Here is a 20,115-nt window from a genome sequence, read left to right as displayed (position 1 = left end):
CAAGCTGTCATACAATTGCCACCGCAGGCCGTCAAACTACGTTTAGACCGGAACTCACGCCATGCCTCAAGCCCTTCTCGGCGTCGAGCTTCACCACGCCTTAGAGTTATGCAGATTTGCGACCGAAACAGGCTGCCTGGCGGCCGGGTTTGCGCTGTTCGATGCGGGATTGCAGCCGACGTCGATTACGGAGTCAGCATCATTTCAAGCACACGAATCGATCAGATGAGCTGTAATCAATCGTGGGTCGGGCTATTGAGCGCTTGCGCTCTTGCAGGAAAACAAACATGAACATCTGGCTTGCCGCCGCCCTTGCGGCCATGGTTTCCCTATCTGCACAGGCGGTCACCAAAGTTACGCCGCGGGTCGAACGAGTCGCTTTCGACAAAGGCGCCGAAGCCGTCGAGTTCAACCAGTCCATCCAGGGCCCGCTCACCGCGCAATACCGTATGAGGGCGAAGGCGGGTCAAATACTGACCGTCGACCTCAAACCCTCCAATGCATCGGCTTACTTCAACATCACCGCCAAAGGCGCGGACTATGCGCTGTACAACGGCTCGATCATGGGCAATCACTTCTTGGGGCCGTTGCCCGCCGATGGTGAGTACACGGTTCAGGTCTACCTCATGCGCAACGCTGCACGGCACAATGAAGTGGCGAACTACAACCTTTCATTAAGCCTCAGCCCCGCTGATGCCACCGATAGCACTCGGCCGTTCGACCAAACCCTGGAATTGCAGGGGATTCGGTTTCATGTAGCGACCGAGGGAATCATTGACAATCGCGTGCTGCGCATTTCGCCTCAAGGGCTGGAGATCGATAATTCAGACATCACACGGCCATTGACGGGAAATATCGTCCGGGCAGAGGTGGCGGACCTTAATCGGGATGGTTCGCCAGAGATTTACGTCTTTGCCCGATCACCGGGACGCGGGTTGCCAGGTGAGCTCGTGGCGTATTCGGCGAATCGCAAAAAATCGCTTAGCGAAATTTATCTTCCGCCGGTGAGTGAGGACGCGAAAGCAGCCGAGGGCTATCAGGGCGAGGATGAGTTTGCGGTGGTAGAGAACGCGTTGGTGCGGCGGTTTCCGGTTTATGAAAGTGCGGATGCCGGGGCCGGGAGAACGGGGAAGATGCGGCAGATTCAGTACAGGTTGGTGCCTTGGGAGGCGGGGTGGGTTTTGCGGGGGGGTGAGGTTACGGAGTATTGAGCATTCGGTAACTGTAGAGCCTGCACAAGGTCGGTATACGGTCCTAGGAGATTTCCTTCAAGTTTTGGCGATTGTCATGAACTGGAGCTTTGTAAGCAAATCGTTATTCTTTCGTCCAAACAGATTCGTCGTCGTTTTCTATTCCCCCGGACATTTTGCTTAGCACAGGAATGAACAAATGACTCCTGCTGAACAGCTCATGCGAGACGAAGCTATCTATTTTGCGCGATCGAATAAGAAAGCCATAGCTAGGCGCCGGAAATCGACAATTCGAGACGTCTCTACAAAGCTGGGGTCGATAAAATTGACTACCGTATCCCTGAGCGACACACGCGAGCCGATTTAATGGCTCAGCTCGGGTTAGGATCAGGAGCACATTCATGATATCGATCAAGCTAGGTTTTACTAAGGGCACCAAGAGTCCCTTTGCCGACTTTATTCGTAACGCCAAGTCGGAGCAGAAAAAGCGTGTCTACAGTGAAGTGCTGACGGAGGCTACCAAGCAGCAAAACCTCGTGATGATGGAAGCTGAAGCCAAACGAGGTTAACTCAAGGTTCTGATAAAGAAGCCCGGCCAAGCGCCGGGCTTTTTTTATTTGTATGAACGCGGGCCTGAGAGGCGTGTAGTCCGTCCTAGGAAACGTCCCGCAACTCGTATCGGCTTTCATGAACTGGCGGAAGCGGTTCTGCATCGATAGCCTTCGGGTATCGCTGCAAATCAGTGATCGGCTTTGACAGGCTGACAACCAGAAACTTTCACTCGTCCTGATAAAACGGCATGCTTGCGCATGTGCAGTTTTTTCATGGCGGCTGTGCGTGGGGCATCTTCGGATGCACCGGCTTTCTGGTTTGCCGGTCTGTCAACCCGCGTACGGCTGCCACCCTTCCCTGTTTGACAGCAGGGGCATGGCAGCTCCTTTTACAAACCGGAGATGCACCATGAAAAAACACAGCCCCAACCCGCCGGACTCGGCAAAAGAGTCGCCCGACTTATCGGATCTCTCCAAAGCCACCGAACGAACCATCAGCGCCCGCCTCCGCAACCCAAATCACCTCGACCCCATCAGCCACGTTTTCACCATCCTCCCCGACGTCGACACACCAACCTTGCTCGCTCACGCCTGCGAAACCCTGGCCTCGCTCAATGTCATGACCACCGAACTGGCCTGCGAACTCGAAGGCTCGCGGCGCAACGTGGCACTGGCGATTCAGCAATTGGCGGTGCTGGGCGAACTGTTGGTAGACCGAGCGCTGGACAACCTCGACCCGCCCGATGGCTTGTCCGAAGTTTCGTCCGCCAGCCACCACTGAGTGGTCGCGCTCTTTTACCGAATGGAGGTTTTGTCATGGATCGATACATGCCCGTCACCGGCATCGACTGCACCATCGCGTCGCTGCTGATCGACACCGAAGCACCGCTGGACGTACTGCATGAGACCGCGGCTTACCGCATTCGCACGGCGACTCAATTGCTGGAGAGCTTTGCCGTGAGCGAGGGGGTTCACAGTGAATTGGCGCGAGTGTTGGTGACATCACTGCGCGATGGCTGCGATTTGATGGATGTCGTTGGGCGAAGATTGCAGGCTCAAGTTTCGGCATAGAAAAAAATGGGCGACCTAACTGAGGTTGCCCATTTTTTATGACTACTGGCTTTACATCTTGAAGCCAAAGTCCTGGACGCCATCCATTCCGGTCAACGCTTTCTCCGTCGTCACATATAACTCGCGTATATGTCCAACCAAAAACGTCCAGAACGCCGGTTCATTAACGGTTTGCGCGACCAAGTCTGCTGGCAGAAACCGATTCATCTCCTTGCGAAACTCGAACACCACTTTCGGATCAGAATCGAGCTGCTCTGAACGTTCCTTGAACAACCTCAAGAACTCATCCTGCTCGCAGTGATGATCGCTGAGTTTCTTTCCAATCAAATCCAGTTGCGGCGTTACGCCTTGCTGACGCAGCCAGACCATGTCCCAGAGATCCCTGTTCTTGATTCGATTAGGACGCAGAGCAAAAGCCACAATCTTGTCGGCATAAATTTCTTCGCGTGTTTCTGCCTGCAAAATCAGGCCACTCGTGCCCATGTCGACGCCATACGGATTCAACAGCAACATGGGTTGTGGCTGATAACTTGGAATGGAGCACACATCGATGTTGATGCGCTGCGCCGGAAGGTCTTTGCGCCCGGGTCGGGTCTGAACCTTCAGCTTCCAGGTGTCGACATTCCCTTCCTCACGAACAGGCTCACCGACTTCAACTTCAAGGCCATATTTGGTTTTCAGCGTTGAGACAAGAACGTGAGCAAGCTCAGTCAGACTCTCCCGATTGAAGTCAGCGCCACCAGTGAAATCCAGATCCTCGCTCAAGCGGTTTGAGCCGTAGCAGGCACGCAAGCAGGTTCCACCGATGAAGGTGAGTTTGGCGAGCATGCCGGCAGAGCTCAGTGCAAGCATGATGTCGTGGTGCAGCAATTCCTTTTCCACCACGACCCGCAATGGCGCCAGATCCTGTTTGTTTTTAAGTGCTTCATCTACCAGTTCATCAAACAAACTCATTGGGGACGCTCCAATCGATCAAATCCATGTTTCGTTTCGCGGCCTTCATGTCCCGCAATGCTTGTTGCGGTGATGCCCGCCATAGGCGGCAACGCGCGTCATAGTGAACCAGGCCAACCAGGTCCTGAGGTTTCTGGCGAGTGTGCACGAACTCGATGGTGCCCCAGCGCCCGCATGAAATGGTGCTGCTGCGACCGGAAGACATCAGCGTGATCCAGTTGATGGGGATCTGAGAAATAACGCCGCTATCGCTCAATGCCGTTTCAAGGCTGATGTAGTTGAACTCCTTGGCTCGTAGCCTGGCAGCGGCATGAAACAGCACCAATCCGCTGGACGGTTTGGCCGCTTCAAACAGGTAAAGCCCTCTGCACACCCGAGCCAGATGACCTTCCGAAGCTGCGCGGCTCAATAAGGTTTTGTAGGCACCTTCGGAAATATCGGGCACCAATGATCTGAGATCGTCTGGAGTGAATAGATAGCGTTCTTCGCTGGCCAAACTGGTCAGTTTTTGAAGAAGCCGTCCCATTGGCTGGGTGGATTTTGAGTGTGGATGCATACCCAAGGACTCTACAGAAGGTTTCACTTTCTGTAACTTACTGTTGAGTCCGATGGATTGGCAAATCATTTCTGCATCCATGAGTCAAGCACACTGAAAGCATGGGATGAATGCTCGCAGCCCTTCTACACTCAATCCCCACAAGACCCACTCTCACCAAAAGAGCTCCCATGACAGCCCTAAAAGAACGCTTGAAGCAAGGCAAGAATGCCCGCAAGAATTGCCCCCGCAATGCTCAAGCGTCCACGGGAAAAACAAACCGCGACCCACTCCCGCTGATCAAGGCCTCCAGCGAAGGCCGAATCAAATCCCTTGTAGAACTCCGCTACGGCCGCATGCTCGTCTCCCCCTTCACCTTCTATCGCGGCACCGCGCTTTTGCAGGCCCACGATCTAGCCTCCACGCCAAACATGGGCCTGACTTCGCCCATCTGCGGCGATTGCCACCTGATGAATTTCGGCGGGTTTGCCACGCCCGAACGCAATCTGTTGTTCGGCGTCCACGACTTCGACGAGGTCCATCCCGGCCCTTGGGAATGGGACGTTAAACGGCTGGTGGCGAGTATCGTGGTGGCCGCCCGCGATCTGCGTCATGGCGAAACGGTCGAAGAAGCGGTTTGCCGCGAAGTGGTCGCCGCCTATCAGGAAACCATGCTTGAGTGCGCCGAACAAAGCTCGCTGGAAACCTGGTACGAGTCCATCCGTTACGACGACTTGCGCAAGCAGGCGAACAAAAAAACGCTCGAGCATATCGAACGCGCCATCGAAAAAGCCGAGGGCCGCTCCCACGCCGAGCTGCTGCCGAAAATCAGCGAGCGTGACGCACACGGTCAACTGATCATTCGCGATGACCTGCCGGAAATTTTCCATCTGCACAAAAACACCACGTTGCTGGATGCCGACGATGACTGGCTGTGCCTCTCGGATTGGCGGCCGATCTTCGACGCCTTCATGCGCGAATATCCCGGCACGCTGCAGGCTGACCGACGAGCGTTGTTTTCACGCTTTCACGCCCAGGACATGGCATTCAAAGTGGTGGGAGTGGGCAGTGTTGGCACCCGTTGTCTGGTGGCCTTGCTGACTGACGATCAGGAGTTCCCGCTGTTCCTGCAATTCAAGGAAGCACGGCGTTCGGTGCTGGCCGATTACGTAAAGACGAAATCAAAAGTGCGGCATAACGGTCAGCGGGTGGTCGAGGGTCAGCGGTTGATGCAGTCGGCCAGTGACCTGTTTCTCGGCTGGACCACCGGCCCCAGCGGTCGACACTTCTACGTGCGGCAGTTGCGCGACATGAAAATCTCGGCCGAGCTCGAGACTTTCGATGCGGACACCTTCGCCGCGTATGGTCGCGTCTGTGGACGCGCCCTCGCCCGCGCCCATGCCAAATCCTCGGGGCAGGCCGCGCAGATCAGTGGCTACATCGGCCAGAGCGATGCGCTGGCCGACGCGTTGTTCAAACATGCGAAAAGTTATGCAACGCAGAATGAGCAAGACTTTGAGCGATTCCAGCAGGCCTGCCGCAAAGGCCGGTTACAAGCTCGCTCCGAGGCAGACTTTGCGGCAGATCATTTGCCCTAAGCGGATAACGCGGTCCACCCACATGAATTTTTCTTCACCCCTTCAACCCTCTCCAACCGGTACATTGCCCTCGCTCATTCAAGAAACTACGGTTTGCCCGCCCTCCCGCGGGCTTTTTTTTGCCTTTTTATTGATTACCTGCGGTCCGTAATCCAATACCACGCCTAGAACTGTCGCAAATCACTCCCGACAACCTTATTGGGTGTACCATCGTTGTCTGTTCATCAGATATCAGTTAGCCATGTCCACGCTTAGCGAAGAGAGCCGTCAGATCGTAGCTTCTCTGACGCACCGCGTTGGCCCCAACGCTGACATTGCAAAGACCGCCCACGCGATCATTTCAACCTTGCAGGCCATGGACGTAGCCCTCACGCCCATCATCGGCCATCAAGGGGTTGTCGCGCTTTATCGCCGCAGCCTGCACCTGTGCGCCTCCACTCATCCGCGTCTGGCCGACACCTGCGACAGAGTGCCGGCCGGCATGGACCTGACAGCCCTCACCTCCGTACTCGTTGAGCAAAGCGAAGCCGATGCGCTATTTTTCGGCGAAGTGCTGCTGACCACTTTCTACGAACTGCTGACCACGCTGATCGGGCCCTCGCTCACCGCACGTTTACTTCGTGACGTGTGGGAACCTTCTTTGAGCGACACCCCTTCGCAGGAAAATTCGCCATGAGCACCAAAGTGACTATCAACCGTCTGGCCACCGGCGTGCCAGGACTGGACGAGGTGCTGGGCGGAGGTTTGCCGGAGTTTTCGTTCAACCTGATCGCCGGCCCTCCCGGCTGCGGCAAAACTACCCTGGCGCATCAGATGATGTTCGCCCTGGCGACGCCTGAACGTCCGGCGCTGTTCTTTACCGTGTTGGGAGAGCCGCCGCTGAAGATGTTGCGCTATCAGCAACAGTTTGATTTTTTCGACAGCGAAGCGATCAACCAGTCGATTCGCTATATCAACCTGGCCGACGACACCTTGGCCGGTAATCTGGACGAAGTGCTGCGACGTATCGTCAGCGAGGTCGAGACTCACTCCCCGGCGCTGGTATTCGTCGACTCGTTCCGCTCCGTGGTGCTGGCGAGCCAGACTCAGGACAACCCCAACAACAATCTGCCGCAGTTCGTTCAGCATCTGGGCATGTTGATGACCACCTGGCAGGCAACGACCTTCCTGATTGGCGAGTATTTCACCGAAACCGACACCAACCCGATTTTCACCGTGGCCGATGGCCTGATCTGGCTGCGCCAGAGCGTTCAGCGCAATTCCATGGTGCGCAAGATGGAAATCATGAAGATGCGCGGCCAGCCAACATTGCCAGGACTGCACACCTTCCGCATCGCCACCTCAGGGATCAAGGTGTTTGCGCCAGCGACGTTCGACGCGGTTGAAGCACCGCTGGAGTTCCCGATCAAGCGCCTGAAAATGGGCGTGCCGCAACTCGATGAGATGCTCGGCGGAGGCCTGCCTCGTGGCTATTCCTTGCTGGTGGCCGGACCGTCAGGTTCGGGCAAAAGCATTCTGGCGGCGACATTCCTGGCCGAGGGCGCGCGCAATGGCGAAACCGGCGTGATCGCGGTGTTCGAACAACGGCCAAGTCACTCCCAGAACACGACCCTTGCGGACCTGATTAAGAATGGACAGATCGGTCTGGTGGACAGCCGTGCACCAGACCTGTCCATCGACGAAGTCGTGCAGTTGCTGTTGAGCGAGATCGCCCGATTGAAAGCGACCCGCGTGGTCATTGATTCGCTGTCCGGGTTCGAACTGGCGCTGGCGCCGACCTTCCGCGAAGACTTTCGTGAGTCGCTGTCGCGCATGGTCACGGCTCTGACCAGCGCCGGGGTCAGTGTATTGATGACCTCGGAGCTGGAAGACCGCTACACCGATTTGCGTTTCAGCCCTTACGGAACTGCTTTTCTTACCGACGCGATCATCGTTCAGCGCTACATTGAAGTGCAGAGTCGCTTGTTGCGCATCATGGCCGTGGTCAAGTTGCGGGCCAGCACCCACTCCGATGAGTTGAGGCTTTACAGCATCGACGATAAAGGCCTGCAGATCGGTGAAATGTTGCCAGATCAGGAAGGTTTGCTCGGAGGCCGTCCCACTCGGCAGCGTTCGGGCAAAGACAATGGATGAGCAAAAAACATGAATGAGGCCAATGGCAAGAACGAGCGAGCGATGGCCACTGCCGCGCGCGAACTGTTCCTGCTCGGCCAGAAAACCGTCGAAGCGCGCGCGGTCCTGGCGGCGCTGAACAAGGAACTGAGCGAGGCCAACACCCAGCTCACCGATCACCAGCAGATTGACCAACTGATCGAGGCCAATCAGCAATTGGTCCTGGCGATTCTGTTGGCGCAGTCGGATGCAGAAAAACCAAAGCGCACGCAGGAAGAACAGCGACTGTTCCTGGAAATGCGTGAAGCCAACGCGCAATTGGTGATCGCTGCCCTGAGCGCGCAAGACCTGCAAGCATCAGCCGAACACACTCTGGAACAACAACGAAACATTCTCACCCTGGTAGCCCACGAACTGCGCAATCCGCTGACGCCCATCAGCATGATCGCCGGGCGTCTGATACGCGTGCCCAGTGAGGAACTGCCGCGTATGCAGGCGCTGATCGAAGGCCAGGTGCAGCACATGTCGCGGCTGGTGGAAGATTTGCTCGATGTATCCCGCGCCAGCACCGGCAAGTTGCGCCTCGATTGCCGCATCGTCGACATGGTGCAGATCATTCAGGACGCCATCGCCGTGTGCAGCCCGGTGATGATCGCTCAGCACCTGCATTTCACGGCTGAGTTGCCCACATGTGCGCTGGCGGTGAATGGCGATCCGGTAAGACTCACGCAGATTCTCGGCAACCTGCTGGGCAATGCGGCCAAGTACACACCGGCGGGCGGCACGGTCACGCTTTCGGTCACCACCGAAGACGATCTGCTGGAGATGAGCATTTGCGATACCGGCATCGGTATTTCCGCCAAGGCGCTGCCGTTTATCTTCGAGCCTTTTGTGCAGGACGTTCACGCCGTCGGTTTCAACGGCGCAGGTCTGGGCATTGGCCTGACGGTCGTTCGCGAGCTGGTCGAAGCCCATGGTGGCACGGTGATCGGCATGAGCGACGGCGACGGCAAAGGCAGTACCTTCATCGTGACGTTACCGCTGGAGGTTTGAGTTTTTTCGCTGGCCCCATGATGCTTGCGCGACGCCCCCCCCGAACCGGAGCGCCCTATGCCGTTGTTGTCCCTGCCCTGCAAACGCTTGACGCTGGCAGTGCTCGCCCCTGAACAGGCGGCACTGGAAAGCGATTTCTACCGACGCAACCAAAGGCATCTCGCCCGGTGGTCGCCGATTCGTCCCTCCGATTACCACAGCCCTGAAAACATTCGTCCGCGCCTTGAGGTGCAAGCCAGTGCGTTCGAGGCCGGCCTGGCGGTGCATTTCGCGCTGCTGGACCCGGACAACGGCCAGATGATCGGCGCCTGCAATTTCAGCGGCATCACTCGCGGGGCGTTTCAGGCGTGTTATCTCGGTTACCACATCGACGAATCCCGTCAGGGCCAGGGATTGATGCAGGAAGCACTGGAAGCAGGCATCGGCTACATGTTCGATGAGCAGAAACTGCACCGGATCATGGCCAATTACATCCCCGGCAATGAACGCAGCGCGCGACTGCTGGAGCGTCTGGGATTTGAACGTGAAGGCTACGCCAAGGCTTACCTGAGTATTGCCGGGCGCTGGCAGGATCACGTGTTGACCGCGTTGATCAATGATCGCTTTGAAGCCCCGGAACAGCGCTGGTCCAGGCGCCTCTCGTAATACTTCGCGGCCGTTCACACTTCATTAAGCATTCGCCCCGTATGCTCGGGCTTCCCGGTCAACCTGTTCGGTAGCCAGAAGCCTATGTCGCGTCCTGCCACTTCACTGTTTCTACTGGCTGCCCTGCTGTTTTTCTTTGCCTTGGGCAATCATCAACTGCAAGGCTCCACCGAGGCCCGGGTGGCCGGGATCGCCATGCAGATGCACTTGGACAACGACTGGGTGACGCCACGTTTGTTTGGCGAACCGTTTCTGGAAAAACCGCCTTTGAGCTTGTGGCTGGATGCCGGCGCCATCCGTGTATTTGGTGGCACGCCGTGGGCGGTGCGACTGGCCTCGGCGTTTGCCGGGCTGTTCAGCGTGATGCTGTTGTACGCGATGCTGCGGCGGTTCGGCCGGCCCAAGTCGCTTGCCTGGACAGCGGGGATCTTTCTGGCAACCATGGCCAGTTATTGGAGCAACGTGCGCGGCGTCGGTGAAGACGCGCTGCTCGCCCTCGGCGTGACCCTGGCGCTGCTGGCGTTCTTTCACGGGCAACGGCAATCGACGCCTGGCAACGCGCTGCTGTTTGCCTCGGGAATCGCTATCGCCACATTGAGCAAAGGCGTCCTGGGCCTGGCGATGCCGGGCGTGGTGATTTTCGCGTATCTGCTGGCCGATACCTTGATGGACCGGCGCCTGAAAATCTCCGACTGGTTGCGCCCCGGTTTACTGACGCTGGCTGGATTGATCCCGCTGATGATCTGGCTCGCCGTGTTGTATCAGCGTGGTGGCGCGCCGGCCGTGGGGGAAGTATTGCTGACCAACAGCGTCGGGCGCTTCAGTGGAACGTTCGTCGAGGCCGGGCATTACGAACCGTTCTACTACTACCTGGCCAAGCTGCCCCAAGCGTTTCTGCCGTGGAATATTCTGGTGTACCTGGGGTTGTGGCATTTTCGAGAAAGCCTGGTGGCCAATCGTTATTTGCTGTTTTTCACCCTGTGGATCGTGGCGCAGTTTGTGATGCTGACGTTGGCGTCGAGCAAGCGCACGGTGTATCTCATGTCGATGACGCCCGCGGCGGCGGTGATTGCGGCGGAGTATGCGAGCGTTCTGTTCGATCGGCTAAAAGCACGCGAAGGTGCCTCGAACCTATGGGGTGGCATTGCACGGCATCGACGCGGCGTGGCCATTGGCGTGATCGCGTTGGTGATTGGCAGCTACCTGGCCGCCGCTCAATGGGCGCTGCCCCATGCCGATCGCAAACTGTCCTTCCTGCCGTTGACCTTACAGATCCAGACGATGCAGGCCAACGGGCAACACGTCGCCCTGTTCCAGGCGAACGAACGGGTGGGCGGTGCCAGCGTGTTCTACACCCGGCAAGTGCTCAATGGCCTGGACACCGAGGCGCAACTGCATGAGTTTCTGGCGGCCTCACCCGCCAACGTGGCGGTCATGTCGGGAGAAACCGAACCGGCCGCGCCGTTGAAAGTGCTCAAGACCATGAAGGTGGGGCGTCAGGCTTACTACTTTGTAAATCAGTAAGCGGCTCAGCGATTGGCGCTTCAGCCTTTTGCAGCACCGGCATCTCCAGCCGCGCTCTTCCATAGAATGCCAACGCTGTCAGCAAACAGGCCAGCCACACGAAGATCCCGGCCCAGAAGGTGTGGGACATGTAGTGCCAGCCTTGCAGGACACGTGTCGTGCCGTAGACGAAACCGAGCAGCAACGCGCCATACATCAGCGCCTTGGAGTAGCGCCAGCGGTAGCGGCGAGCCACGAAGTACAGCGCGAGCATGGTGAAACCGCCGGAAGCATGGCCACCCGGCCAGCAACGGCCATCACCGGCCTCCCTGAACAACTGGAAGTTGTTGTACCACTCCACGTGAGGCAATTTCCCTCCGTAGAGGGTCGTTTCAATCGGGCAGTACACGCTGGTGTGCGACTTGAGGAAATGGATCACGCCGGTGCAAATGGCAAACGCGAAGACGACGAACAGGAAATCCCGACGATGTTCGCAGGCAAATCGCAGCACCGGCGCCGCTTTGCTCCGCTCCAGAAAACCACCGAGACGCGGGTGCTTTGAAATGTTGATCAGCGGCCAGACAAACGACAGCATCGCGCCGATCAAGGCAATCTCAGCGGTCCAGTTCGGAATGATGCGCGCCCACTTGTGGGTGAGCTTTTCAAAGAAGTGAACCTTGTCGAGCGGAAAGATCTGGGCGACCGGATCAAACAGAAGATTACTGAAGGCGATGTCGATTTGGGTCATGTCGAACATCAGGAAAACCAAGGCCGCACAGGCCAACGGGATACCAAAGTTCGCCCAATAGAAGCGCTGGCGGGAAGAAGTCAGCATGGTACGTCCTGATCCTGAGGAAAAATCATTGGGTGTTCACCGAGCGCCAGTCGGAGGCTTCAATGAAACCGAGCATGCGCGGTGCCTGAGAGGGGTTGGCCGAGATGAACAACGAGGCGCCGTAACCGAGGGTAGAGGTCGACACCTTGAGGTCTTTTTCGAGTTGCGCCATGCATTCGCTGTGGGTCACCAGAATCAGATTGCGACCGCCCACTTTATGCGCCAAGGCATCACGCAGCATCGTGCCCCTGCAGCTGATCAGCCAGTCTTCGCCCACACCGACCTTGTTGAACATGTAGCTGGCTGTCTGTGAGGTACGAGTCATCGGGCTGTTGTAGATATCGGTCTTGTCCAACCCCAATTGTTCGAACCGCGCACCGACACTGACCGCGACGCTGCGCGAGCGATCGGTAATGCCATCGTTGCCGCTCAAGCACGCGGCTTTCGAGTGATCACAGCGCTCGACATGGCGCACCAGCACAATCACATCGCCTTTGGCCCAGCCGGCGGCCAACGCTCGTGCGCCCGCCGCATTGCCATGCGCCAGATCCGGTACGGCGGCTGGCTGCAACAGCCATAGGCTCAATGGAATCACCAGCAGCGCCGAAGCCAGTACCACGGCCGTGTTTCGGTAGCGGGTCAAACGGCCCAGTTTAATTGAGCGTTTTATCCCGAACAGATTCAGTCTCAATTCCACATCAAGCCGCCTCGCCGGCATGCATCACTGTCATTAGGTGCCGCGAGGGTAGAGAGGCGCGCGTCGGCAGCCGGTGAAACCCATGTGAAAAAAAGCTTAAGCCGCCCACAAAAACCTTGTTACAGAATCTGTCCGACAAAATCCTTTCAGCTCTCGCGATTGCTGCCGATACAGGCCTGCTACACACCCTTGCTGGCACCTAAAAAAACAACAATCTTCCAGCCAACCGACGATCGAAAGCGTAACGTTCCTGGAGGAATTTGATGAATAGCTGGTTCGGCAACATCAGCGTGAACATGAAACTGGGCCTGGGGTTCGGCCTGGTCCTGGCACTGACCTGCGTACTGGCCCTGACCGGCTGGACGAGCCTGGGCGGGTTGATTGACCGTAGTAACTGGATGAGCGACATCACCCAGCTCAACTCCGGCTTGACCAAGCTTCGTGTGGTTCGCCTGCAATACATGCTGACCAACGGCGATGAAACCGCCGCTCAGAACGTACAGACCACCCTTGACGCCTTTTCCGCTCAGCAGCAATCGCTGCTGTCGAAATTCAAGAGCCCGGAAAACCTCAAGCTGCTCAAAGAGCAAGGCGCTTACATTGATGCCTACAAGACGTCGCTGAACAAAATGCGCAGCGCCTACCGCACCGGCAACAGCGCCCGCGACGCCATGGGCGCCAACGCTGAAACGGCTAGCAAGCTGATCGACGCCATCAGCACCCGCGTGCAACAAATGCCCCCGAGCGACCAGCGTTTCGAACAGTTCCAGGCCATCACCGCCGCCAAGGAAGCGTTCATCCTGGCCCGCTATGAAGTGCGTGGTTACACCGCCACCACCAATGCCGAGACCGAGCAGAAAGCCGTCGTCCAACTGGATTCAGCAATTGCCAGCCTGAAACCGCTGAACGTGCAATTTGCCGAGACCCAGCAAGACGCCCTGCGCCAGCTGGAAACCGCACTTGGCAATTACCGCAGCGCGTTGATCGCCTATAAAGCCGCCAACACCGATGCCGTGCAGGCACGCAAGGAAATGACCGACCAGGGCGCCGCGATCGTGACCCTGAGCGATCAGCTGTATCAGATCCAGCTCGATCGTCGCGACACCGAAAGCGCCCAGGCGCGCACATTGCAGCTGATCAGCACATTGCTGGCGTTGCTAGTGGGCATCATTGCTGCCGTGATCATCACCCGTCAGATCACCGGCCCACTGCGCGACACGTTGGCCGTGGTCGAACGCATCGCCAGCGGCGACCTGTCCCAGGACGTCAAAGTGACTCGCCGCGACGAACTCGGCGTGTTGCAGCAAGGCATCGCGCGCATGGGCGTGACCCTGCGTGACTTGATCAGCGGGATCCGCGACGGCGTCACCCAGATCGCCAGCGCCGCCGAAGAATTGTCCGCCGTCACCGAGCAAACCAGCGCCGGCGTCAACAGCCAGAAGATCGAGACCGATCAGGTGGCCACCGCCATGCACGAGATGACCGCCACCGTGCAGGAAGTCGCGCGCAATGCCGAAGAAGCCTCCCAGGCCGCAGCCGCTGCTGACGGCCAAGCCCGTGAAGGCGACAAGGTGGTCAACGAAGCCATCGCCCAGATCGAGCGTCTGGCCACCGAGGTGGCGCGTTCCACCGAAGCGATGAGCCTGCTGCAACAGGAAAGCGACAAGATCGGCAGCGTCATGGACGTGATCAAAGCCGTCGCCGAACAGACCAACCTGCTGGCGCTCAACGCGGCGATTGAAGCGGCGCGTGCCGGTGAAGCCGGTCGTGGTTTTGCGGTGGTTGCCGACGAAGTCCGCGGTCTGGCCCAGCGCACTCAGAAATCCACCGAAGAAATCGAAGGCCTGGTGGCCGGTCTGCAGAATGGCACTCAACAAGTGTCGAACGTGATGAACAACAGCCGCGCCCTGACCGACAGCAGCGTGGCCCTGACCCGCAAGGCTGGCGTGTCGCTGGAAAACATCACCCGCACGGTGTCCAACATCCAGTCGATGAACCAGCAGATCGCTGCAGCCGCCGAGCAACAAAGCGCCGTGGCCGAAGAGATCAGCCGCAGCATCATTAACGTACGCGACGTGTCGGAACAGACCGCCGCCGCCAGCGACGAAACCGCTGCATCCAGTGTTGAACTGGCGCGGTTGGGCAGTCAGTTGCAGCAGATGGTGAGTCACTTCCGCGTTTGACATTCACTTTGCGGTGAATCTGATCGTTCCCACGCTCCCGCGTGGGAATGCCTCAATGGACGCTCTGCGTCCGCTTCGGCGTGTGACGCAGAGCGTGGGAACGATCAACTGTGCGGTGAATGAAAGAACGATTCGCGGGCAAGCCAGCCCACTCACCGCGTCCCGCGCTGACGTAATGCCGACGGCATAAAATACGCGTCTTCCGGCACCGGCTGGGCGAAGTCCACGGTGGCCGACTCTTCGTTATCCAGGTTCTGCACGTAGTAACGGCGCGCCTGCAGATCGTGGAATACGTCCAGCGCGCTCCAGGTGGTGGGCAGGTCGTAGAAGTTCTTCAGGTACGCCATCGACACCCGCCACAATTCCCCTCGCCCGTCATATTGATCCACCAGCGCGGCGCCCCAGCTGTCCTCGTCCAGAAACAACACGCGCTTGGAATAGATATGCCGCGAGCCAGGCTTGAGCGTGCCTTCGACCACCCAGACCCGATGCAGCTCATAACGGGTGTATTGCGGGTTGAGGTGGCCCGGTGTGAGCAACTGTGCGTACTTCACCTCAGGGCTACCGACTGTGTAGCTGTTGTAGGGGATGTAGATCTCTTGCTTACCCTTGAGCTTCCATTCGTAGCGGTCCGGCGAGCCGTTGAACAGGTCGGTATCGTCCGCCGTGCGCAGGCCGTCGGACGAGGCTATCGGCGTGTCATACGCAAGGTTCGGCGCCCGGCGCACACGGCGTTGGCCGGCGTCGTAGACCCAGGCCTGACGCGGGTCCTTGAGCTGGTCCAGGGTCTCGTGGATCAATGCCGCACCACCGGCCAGCCGGGCCGGGCTCTTCACGAACGCCAGGTAATAAAACAGGATGTTTTTCAGGTCGGCAAACTGCCCGCCCGGGCGGTAATAGTTGAACAGCCCCTCCTGCTGCGAGGTCACCAGCGCGAAGCTGCCATTGCGCTGTACCGGCGCTTCGGAGGCACGACGGACCACATAGATGCCGCGATAACGGGTGATGTGGTTCCACAGCGCCTCGATCCCATCCTTGGGCACCGGGAACGGCACGCCGCCATAGGCATCGGCAAAACCGGTACCGCCATCGAGCAGCTTGGCCGCAGTGGCATTCTTGAAGGTGTTGTCATACAGCCACTGCGGCGCGGAGCCCGAGCGACGGCTGATGTACACCGGCATCTGGAAGGTGTCGGGGTAGCTGTTGAACAGGGCGATCTGGCCCGGGCTGAGGCGGGCCTTATACTGCTCAAGGTTGGCCTTGGTGATGGTGAACAGCGGCTTGTCCGCCGCATACGGGTCCAGGTGATGCTGGCCGGGCGTATAGCCCTTGGGCGCCTGGGTAATGCCGCCGTCCCACGCCGGAATGGTCCCGGCCGCGTTGCCGGCACGCTCGGCACCCAGCGGCGTCAGCGTGGTTTTCAATTGCTGGGCTTGCTCGGGCGTGATGGCGGACAGCGCGCTGCCGGCCGCCAGACTCAACACCAGCGCCAGGGTGGTCTTGATCAGTGCAGGGGTGTGGAACATGGACGTTCTCCGAAATAAAACCCGCAGTTAGGGAGTGCGGTCTGCAAAACACAGCAGATCCACTGTGGGAGCGAGCCTGCTCGCGCAAGCGGTGCGTCAGGCGACGTTTGTGTTGGCTGTGCGGCCTTCTTCGCGAGCAGGCTCGCTCCCACAGGGGCTGCACTTGCCCATGAGTTGTTCTGGGCAATCACAAGAAGTACTTGAGGTTGAAGCCGACGTTGTCACGGTCGCGAATACCGTTGTTCTGCCCACCACCGTAGAACTCGGTGTATTGCAGTTCGGCCTCCAGCCTGTTCTGGTAGTTGGCCTTGATCCCCAGGGTGTAGGCCTTGCGGCCTTCGATGGTGTTGCCCGCCTGGTAGCTGTTGCCCTTGAAGTCATCCTTGTAGACGACGTAGGGCGAGACGTTGACCCCGGCATACACGTCGTTCCAGGTGCCGTTGAACATCGCGGTGTAGCTGTAGGAGTCGCGGTTGACCTGGTCGCCGCGATCACCTCCGGAAACATAGGAATAGTTACCGGTGCCGGCGTAATAACGGGTGCTGCCGTCATAAGCGGTGTAATGCAGGCTGCTGCCACGCAGGTGCTCGGACGCCAGTTCGAACACGCCAAACATCGAGTCGAACGACAGGCTCGGGCCGAAGTTGTAGATGGTGCCCAGGGAGGTATTGAACGCTTCAACCCGTTCGGCGTTGTTGATCTGGCTGTCGAGCGTGACGCTCTGCCCGCCAATGTTGATGGTCTGGCCGGCCGCCGCTGCGGCAGCGCCGTTGGCCAGGTCGCCAATCAGGTCATTGGTGGCGGCGACCCCGATGGGCAGGTTCGGCCGATAGGCCACTTCACCGAACACCGACGCCTGGCCCAGGGTGGTGTTGAAACTGAAGCCGTACATGCGGATGTCTTCGGCGTAGCGACGATGCGCCTGAATATTGCCCAGCACATCCGCGGTCGCCAGGCCGTTGGCCAGTTGCCGGGCCTGACTGCCGGCGACACCGGCCAACAGATTGGTCAGGGCGTTCATGTCGATGCCTTGGTAATTACCCAGATCGGCGGAGACGGTCGGTTCCTTGGCGTGATAGTTGACCATGTACAACCCGAACTCGGTGCTGTTGAACTCTTCTGCGATATAGCGAAAAGCGAAGCCGAACTGGCCGTCGTTGCGCGCGTTGTAGTCCTTGCCGACCGAGGCCACCTTGAGGGTGTTGCCGAAGGCCGGGGTCACCCCATTGGCGTACAGGCCGGTGGTGCTCAAAGCCTGGTTGAGCAACGGGTTGTTGCCCAGCGCGCTGTACAGACCGATCACGTTACCGAAGCCGGGCACCGGGGTGTCCAGCGCGGTACCGGTAAAGTTGTTGTAGGCGGTATTGCCGCCATCGGCGAACAGATCCGTCTGCGAGTAGAACGTGCCAACCGGATCGATGCGGGTTTCCTTCCAGTTCATCTGGTAGAAACTTTCCATGGTCAGGGTGTCTGTCAGGCCGATGTTGAAGCTGAGCGCTTCCACCGGTACCAGCACTTCCTTGACCTCGGCCCCGGGCAAACGGTACTTGGCTGCGTCCACCGGGTTGGTGGTGTTGATCCCGCCGCGGTAGAAAATCCCCTCGCCCCAGTTGAACACCTGGCGCCCAAGACGTGCAGTGACCGGCATCTGTGCGACGTCCCAGCTCCCATGGACGTAGGCGTCGAGCATTTCCACCCGGCTGCCGGCAATGTCGCGGGTCTGACCAGTGAAGTGGTCGTCCTGGGGGTAACTCTGACTCGGTTGCGACGGGCTGTTGTTGCGGTAGTAATCGTTGCGCTTGTCCATCAGCTGGGTGTCATAGAACGCGGTGCCGCGCATGAACAGCCCGTAGTTCTGATAGTTGGCCTCAAGCTCCGAGGTGATCTTGTAAACCTCGGAAACCAGCCCGGTGTCGAAGTTGCGATTGCCATCGTTGGTATTGACGTCGTCGTTGCTCTTGTCCCGGCCCTGGACCCGCCACAAGCGGCCATAGGACAAGGTGCTGTCGAACGAGCCTGTGACCTGTTTGTCCAGCACGCTGAACTCCACAGCCTGCACCCTGTCGACCGCGCACAGTTGCAGCAGCCCTGCCAGCCCGACTCCGGGTAGCGCCGCGCCAGTCAGGCGCAATCGAATCCTCATGATCTGTTCCTCCTTCCCTATTCTTTTTGTTTTTGAGTCCTGGCAATGTTGCCGCGATGGCTATGGCGCCAAGCCCGCTCTGACATAAATTCGGCTGTGCGCGCCGAAATGTCCCAGCAGCTTGAATAGCTTCTGATTCAGAGCGGGATGGTCGTAGTCTTCGCGCTGCACCTGATTGCTGTCGCTGAAATCGCTGGTGATCGGAGCCGTCTCCAGCCACTGCCCGATGGCCTCATCAAACGCTGCGGATTCGTCGGCGGACTGAGCACTCACCACGTCACGCAGGTAATCCACCGAGTACGCTGGGTAACTGGCGTCTTGTGCCAGATCGCCGTAAACCTCGAGCATCGGACGTGCCTCGCCGGCACGCACCAGGCGCCGAAGCCAGACCGACTGATATTTCTCCACTTCCATGTGCCGGGTGGCGACCCGTTCGATGGCCGCGTGTTTATCGGCATCAAACCCGGCCATCGCCTTGCCTTCGATCAGCAGCAGACTGGCCAGCTCGACGCCGGGCAACGGCTTGGCGTGATACGGCTGGGTCAGGTCCTGGACGTGGTGCAGGCCCCAACCGAGAAAACGATAGCCCCAGTAAGGATGGCCACTGGCAAATGCCAGTCGCGCCAACCCCATGTACTGGTAGGCGCGCCAGTCCGGCCAGCTGCGCTCAAGAAATCCGGCACCGGCATACACCACCGCGCTTTCATGGAAGAACCCCATGTGGAGCGGCGCCTGGGAGCTGTACTGAAACCGCGCATCGCCGAAAGGCTGCGGGCCGAAGCCGTACAACGCGGCCACCTCGCCGGGGTTGTCGCTGAACAGGTTGATGTCGTGGCCGTAATCGGGCTCGTCGGCGGCGCTGGCCAGCACGGCCAGGGGCGCTACTTTTTCGCCGTTTGCCACGCGGATGAAATGCTGGCGATTCCACGGTGAAAGGGTCTGTTCGACCATCACCTGCTCGGCCTGGAGGTGTTCACGCTCGGGCAAATCCTTGCCCGGCAGCGGCTGGATGACCATGGCCAGATGAATCTGAGGATTGATCCGCAACGCGGTGAGGAAATCGTGCTGCAGAGTGTCCCCAGGCACGGCGGGCAGCTTCAGGTCATCGGGGCGAGGCGGATACTGGACGAAGTGCTGACGGGCGAAGCGTTCCTGTTCTTCCAGCAGCGCGGTCACTGCTTCGTACTGCTGCGCGATAAACTGCTCCAGTGGCTCGACTTCGACCGAAGGTGCTTCGCGCAAGGCCGGCAGATCCTGCAACGCCAGGTAACTGCCCACCGTATGGTTGGACCAACCCCAGGCCGTCGGGGCCGCTCCACAAAGTAGCAGCAGGAGAAATGTCAGCTTCATTGCTTTTGGTTCTTATTAGATGTGCCGTGGGGGTTGAGCCTAACAACCGACCTTGACCCTGACACTGTCCAATCTCACCAAAAAAGTTCTCCGATAGCGCCACGCCGAGATGTCTTTTTTGTGGGCGCGGGTGTGTGCTGACACACGAGAAGAATGGGGCGTCAGGGGT

Annotated in this window: 18 protein-coding genes and 1 pseudogene; 12 read left to right on the top strand and 7 right to left on the bottom strand. The window is 58.7% G+C overall.

All coding sequences use genetic code 11. From position 1 onward, the window contains the following. Nucleotides 1–287 precede the first annotated feature (287 nt). The 4 genes from ACA051_RS03815 (at nt 288) to ACA051_RS03800 (ending at nt 2,812) form a co-directional block, all read left to right on the top strand. A complete protein-coding gene (locus tag ACA051_RS03815; protein WP_497373570.1) occupies nt 288–1,211 on the top strand; it encodes a hypothetical protein in 924 nt (307 codons plus the stop codon). A 380-nt stretch (nt 1,212–1,591) separates the two neighbouring features. Then, complete coding sequence (locus ACA051_RS03810) at nt 1,592–1,759, top strand: hypothetical protein (protein ID WP_172792220.1); 168 nt, start codon at nt 1,592–1,594, stop codon at nt 1,757–1,759. A gap of 391 nt (nt 1,760–2,150) precedes the next feature. Further along, on the top strand, nt 2,151–2,522 hold the full coding sequence (locus ACA051_RS03805; protein WP_497373568.1) for a DUF6124 family protein: 372 nt from the start codon (nt 2,151–2,153) through the stop codon (nt 2,520–2,522). 35 nt (nt 2,523–2,557) lie between these two features. Continuing rightward, nucleotides 2,558–2,812 (top strand): hypothetical protein, encoded by a 255-nt coding sequence (locus ACA051_RS03800; RefSeq protein WP_090175784.1) that lies wholly within the window; start codon nt 2,558–2,560, stop codon nt 2,810–2,812. Nucleotides 2,813–2,863: 51 nt separating this feature from the next. Here ACA051_RS03800 and ACA051_RS03795 read toward each other — a convergent pair whose 3' ends face one another. Further along, complete coding sequence (locus tag ACA051_RS03795; protein WP_497307782.1) at nt 2,864–3,766, bottom strand: nucleotidyl transferase AbiEii/AbiGii toxin family protein; 903 nt, start codon at nt 3,764–3,766, stop codon at nt 2,864–2,866. After that, the gene (abiEi, locus tag ACA051_RS03790) at nt 3,753–4,403 is read right to left on the bottom strand and encodes a type IV toxin-antitoxin system AbiEi family antitoxin (RefSeq protein ID WP_497307780.1); all 651 of its coding nucleotides are present in this window, start codon (nt 4,401–4,403) and stop codon (nt 3,753–3,755) included. Before abiEi ends, ACA051_RS03795 begins: the two co-directional genes overlap by 14 nt. Before the next feature lie 89 nt (nt 4,404–4,492). Here abiEi and ACA051_RS03785 point away from each other — a divergent pair, with 89 nt between their 5' ends. From ACA051_RS03785 to ACA051_RS03760, 6 genes are all read left to right on the top strand, one after another. Then, entirely contained in the window at nt 4,493–5,899 is a 1,407-nt protein-coding gene (locus tag ACA051_RS03785) for a DUF2252 domain-containing protein (RefSeq protein WP_497373566.1), read from the top strand. Between the two features lie 241 nt (nt 5,900–6,140). Next, nucleotides 6,141–6,575, top strand: coding sequence for a hypothetical protein (locus ACA051_RS03780; protein ID WP_497307776.1), 435 nt, complete (start codon nt 6,141–6,143; stop codon nt 6,573–6,575). Then, a complete protein-coding gene (locus ACA051_RS03775; RefSeq protein ID WP_497307774.1) occupies nt 6,572–8,032 on the top strand; it encodes an ATPase domain-containing protein in 1,461 nt (486 codons plus the stop codon). The genes ACA051_RS03780 and ACA051_RS03775 overlap by 4 nt, the downstream gene beginning before the upstream one ends. A 9-nt stretch (nt 8,033–8,041) precedes the next feature. Continuing rightward, entirely contained in the window at nt 8,042–9,064 is a 1,023-nt protein-coding gene (locus tag ACA051_RS03770) for a sensor histidine kinase (protein ID WP_497307773.1), read from the top strand. 57 nt (nt 9,065–9,121) lie between these two features. Continuing rightward, a complete protein-coding gene (gene rimJ / locus ACA051_RS03765; RefSeq protein ID WP_497297327.1) occupies nt 9,122–9,709 on the top strand; it encodes a ribosomal protein S5-alanine N-acetyltransferase in 588 nt (195 codons plus the stop codon). 84 nt (nt 9,710–9,793) lie between these two features. After that, nucleotides 9,794–11,233, top strand: coding sequence for an ArnT family glycosyltransferase (locus tag ACA051_RS03760; protein WP_497373564.1), 1,440 nt, complete (start codon nt 9,794–9,796; stop codon nt 11,231–11,233). Here ACA051_RS03760 and ACA051_RS03755 read toward each other — a convergent pair. Together ACA051_RS03755 and pmrG are read right to left on the bottom strand one after the other, a co-directional pair. Continuing rightward, a complete protein-coding gene (locus ACA051_RS03755; protein WP_497373562.1) occupies nt 11,184–12,047 on the bottom strand; it encodes a phosphatase PAP2 family protein in 864 nt (287 codons plus the stop codon). The genes ACA051_RS03760 and ACA051_RS03755 overlap by 50 nt on opposite strands. Before the next feature lie 25 nt (nt 12,048–12,072). Continuing rightward, on the bottom strand, nt 12,073–12,744 hold the full coding sequence (gene pmrG, locus ACA051_RS03750; RefSeq protein ID WP_497373560.1) for a lipopolysaccharide core heptose(II)-phosphate phosphatase PmrG: 672 nt from the start codon (nt 12,742–12,744) through the stop codon (nt 12,073–12,075). Between the two features lie 263 nt (nt 12,745–13,007). Between pmrG and ACA051_RS03745 the strand changes: the two are divergent. Continuing rightward, nucleotides 13,008–14,021 (top strand): annotated as a pseudogene (locus ACA051_RS03745) (methyl-accepting chemotaxis protein); the annotation flags it as partial. A gap of 42 nt (nt 14,022–14,063) precedes the next feature. Then, nucleotides 14,064–14,927: a methyl-accepting chemotaxis protein gene (locus ACA051_RS03740; protein ID WP_497375499.1), complete on the top strand. Its 864-nt coding sequence runs from the start codon at nt 14,064–14,066 to the stop codon at nt 14,925–14,927. Between the two features lie 152 nt (nt 14,928–15,079). On the opposite strand, the gene ACA051_RS03735 is transcribed toward ACA051_RS03740, so the two are convergent. From ACA051_RS03735 to ACA051_RS03725, 3 genes are all read right to left on the bottom strand, one after another. Continuing rightward, nucleotides 15,080–16,453: a DUF1329 domain-containing protein gene (locus ACA051_RS03735; protein WP_497373558.1), complete on the bottom strand. Its 1,374-nt coding sequence runs from the start codon at nt 16,451–16,453 to the stop codon at nt 15,080–15,082. 187 nt (nt 16,454–16,640) lie between these two features. Next, a complete protein-coding gene (locus tag ACA051_RS03730) occupies nt 16,641–18,596 on the bottom strand; it encodes a DUF1302 domain-containing protein (protein WP_497307763.1) in 1,956 nt (651 codons plus the stop codon). A gap of 60 nt (nt 18,597–18,656) precedes the next feature. Continuing rightward, the gene (locus tag ACA051_RS03725; protein ID WP_497373556.1) at nt 18,657–19,946 is read right to left on the bottom strand and encodes a phospholipase; all 1,290 of its coding nucleotides are present in this window, start codon (nt 19,944–19,946) and stop codon (nt 18,657–18,659) included. Between the last annotated feature and the right edge of the window lie 169 nt (nt 19,947–20,115).

The organism is Pseudomonas sp. LBUM1669 (assembly GCF_059695705.1).
This window is presented reverse-complemented; position numbering and strand designations above follow the sequence as displayed.

Coding starts and splice junctions, on each gene's coding strand:
- ACA051_RS03815 (WP_497373570.1), top strand. CDS start 288: ATGAACATCTGGCTTGCCGCCGCCCTTGCGGCCATGGTTTCCCTATCT.
- ACA051_RS03810 (WP_172792220.1), top strand. CDS start 1,592: ATGATATCGATCAAGCTAGGTTTTACTAAGGGCACCAAGAGTCCCTTT.
- ACA051_RS03805 (WP_497373568.1), top strand. CDS start 2,151: ATGAAAAAACACAGCCCCAACCCGCCGGACTCGGCAAAAGAGTCGCCC.
- ACA051_RS03800 (WP_090175784.1), top strand. CDS start 2,558: ATGGATCGATACATGCCCGTCACCGGCATCGACTGCACCATCGCGTCG.
- ACA051_RS03795 (WP_497307782.1), bottom strand. CDS start 3,766: ATGAGTTTGTTTGATGAACTGGTAGATGAAGCACTTAAAAACAAACAG.
- abiEi (WP_497307780.1), bottom strand. CDS start 4,403: ATGGATGCAGAAATGATTTGCCAATCCATCGGACTCAACAGTAAGTTA.
- ACA051_RS03785 (WP_497373566.1), top strand. CDS start 4,493: ATGACAGCCCTAAAAGAACGCTTGAAGCAAGGCAAGAATGCCCGCAAG.
- ACA051_RS03780 (WP_497307776.1), top strand. CDS start 6,141: ATGTCCACGCTTAGCGAAGAGAGCCGTCAGATCGTAGCTTCTCTGACG.
- ACA051_RS03775 (WP_497307774.1), top strand. CDS start 6,572: ATGAGCACCAAAGTGACTATCAACCGTCTGGCCACCGGCGTGCCAGGA.
- ACA051_RS03770 (WP_497307773.1), top strand. CDS start 8,042: ATGAATGAGGCCAATGGCAAGAACGAGCGAGCGATGGCCACTGCCGCG.
- rimJ (WP_497297327.1), top strand. CDS start 9,122: ATGCCGTTGTTGTCCCTGCCCTGCAAACGCTTGACGCTGGCAGTGCTC.
- ACA051_RS03760 (WP_497373564.1), top strand. CDS start 9,794: ATGTCGCGTCCTGCCACTTCACTGTTTCTACTGGCTGCCCTGCTGTTT.
- ACA051_RS03755 (WP_497373562.1), bottom strand. CDS start 12,047: ATGCTGACTTCTTCCCGCCAGCGCTTCTATTGGGCGAACTTTGGTATC.
- ACA051_RS03740 (WP_497375499.1), top strand. CDS start 14,064: ATGGGCGTGACCCTGCGTGACTTGATCAGCGGGATCCGCGACGGCGTC.
- ACA051_RS03735 (WP_497373558.1), bottom strand. CDS start 16,453: ATGTTCCACACCCCTGCACTGATCAAGACCACCCTGGCGCTGGTGTTG.
- ACA051_RS03730 (WP_497307763.1), bottom strand. CDS start 18,596: ATGAGGATTCGATTGCGCCTGACTGGCGCGGCGCTACCCGGAGTCGGG.
- ACA051_RS03725 (WP_497373556.1), bottom strand. CDS start 19,946: ATGAAGCTGACATTTCTCCTGCTGCTACTTTGTGGAGCGGCCCCGACG.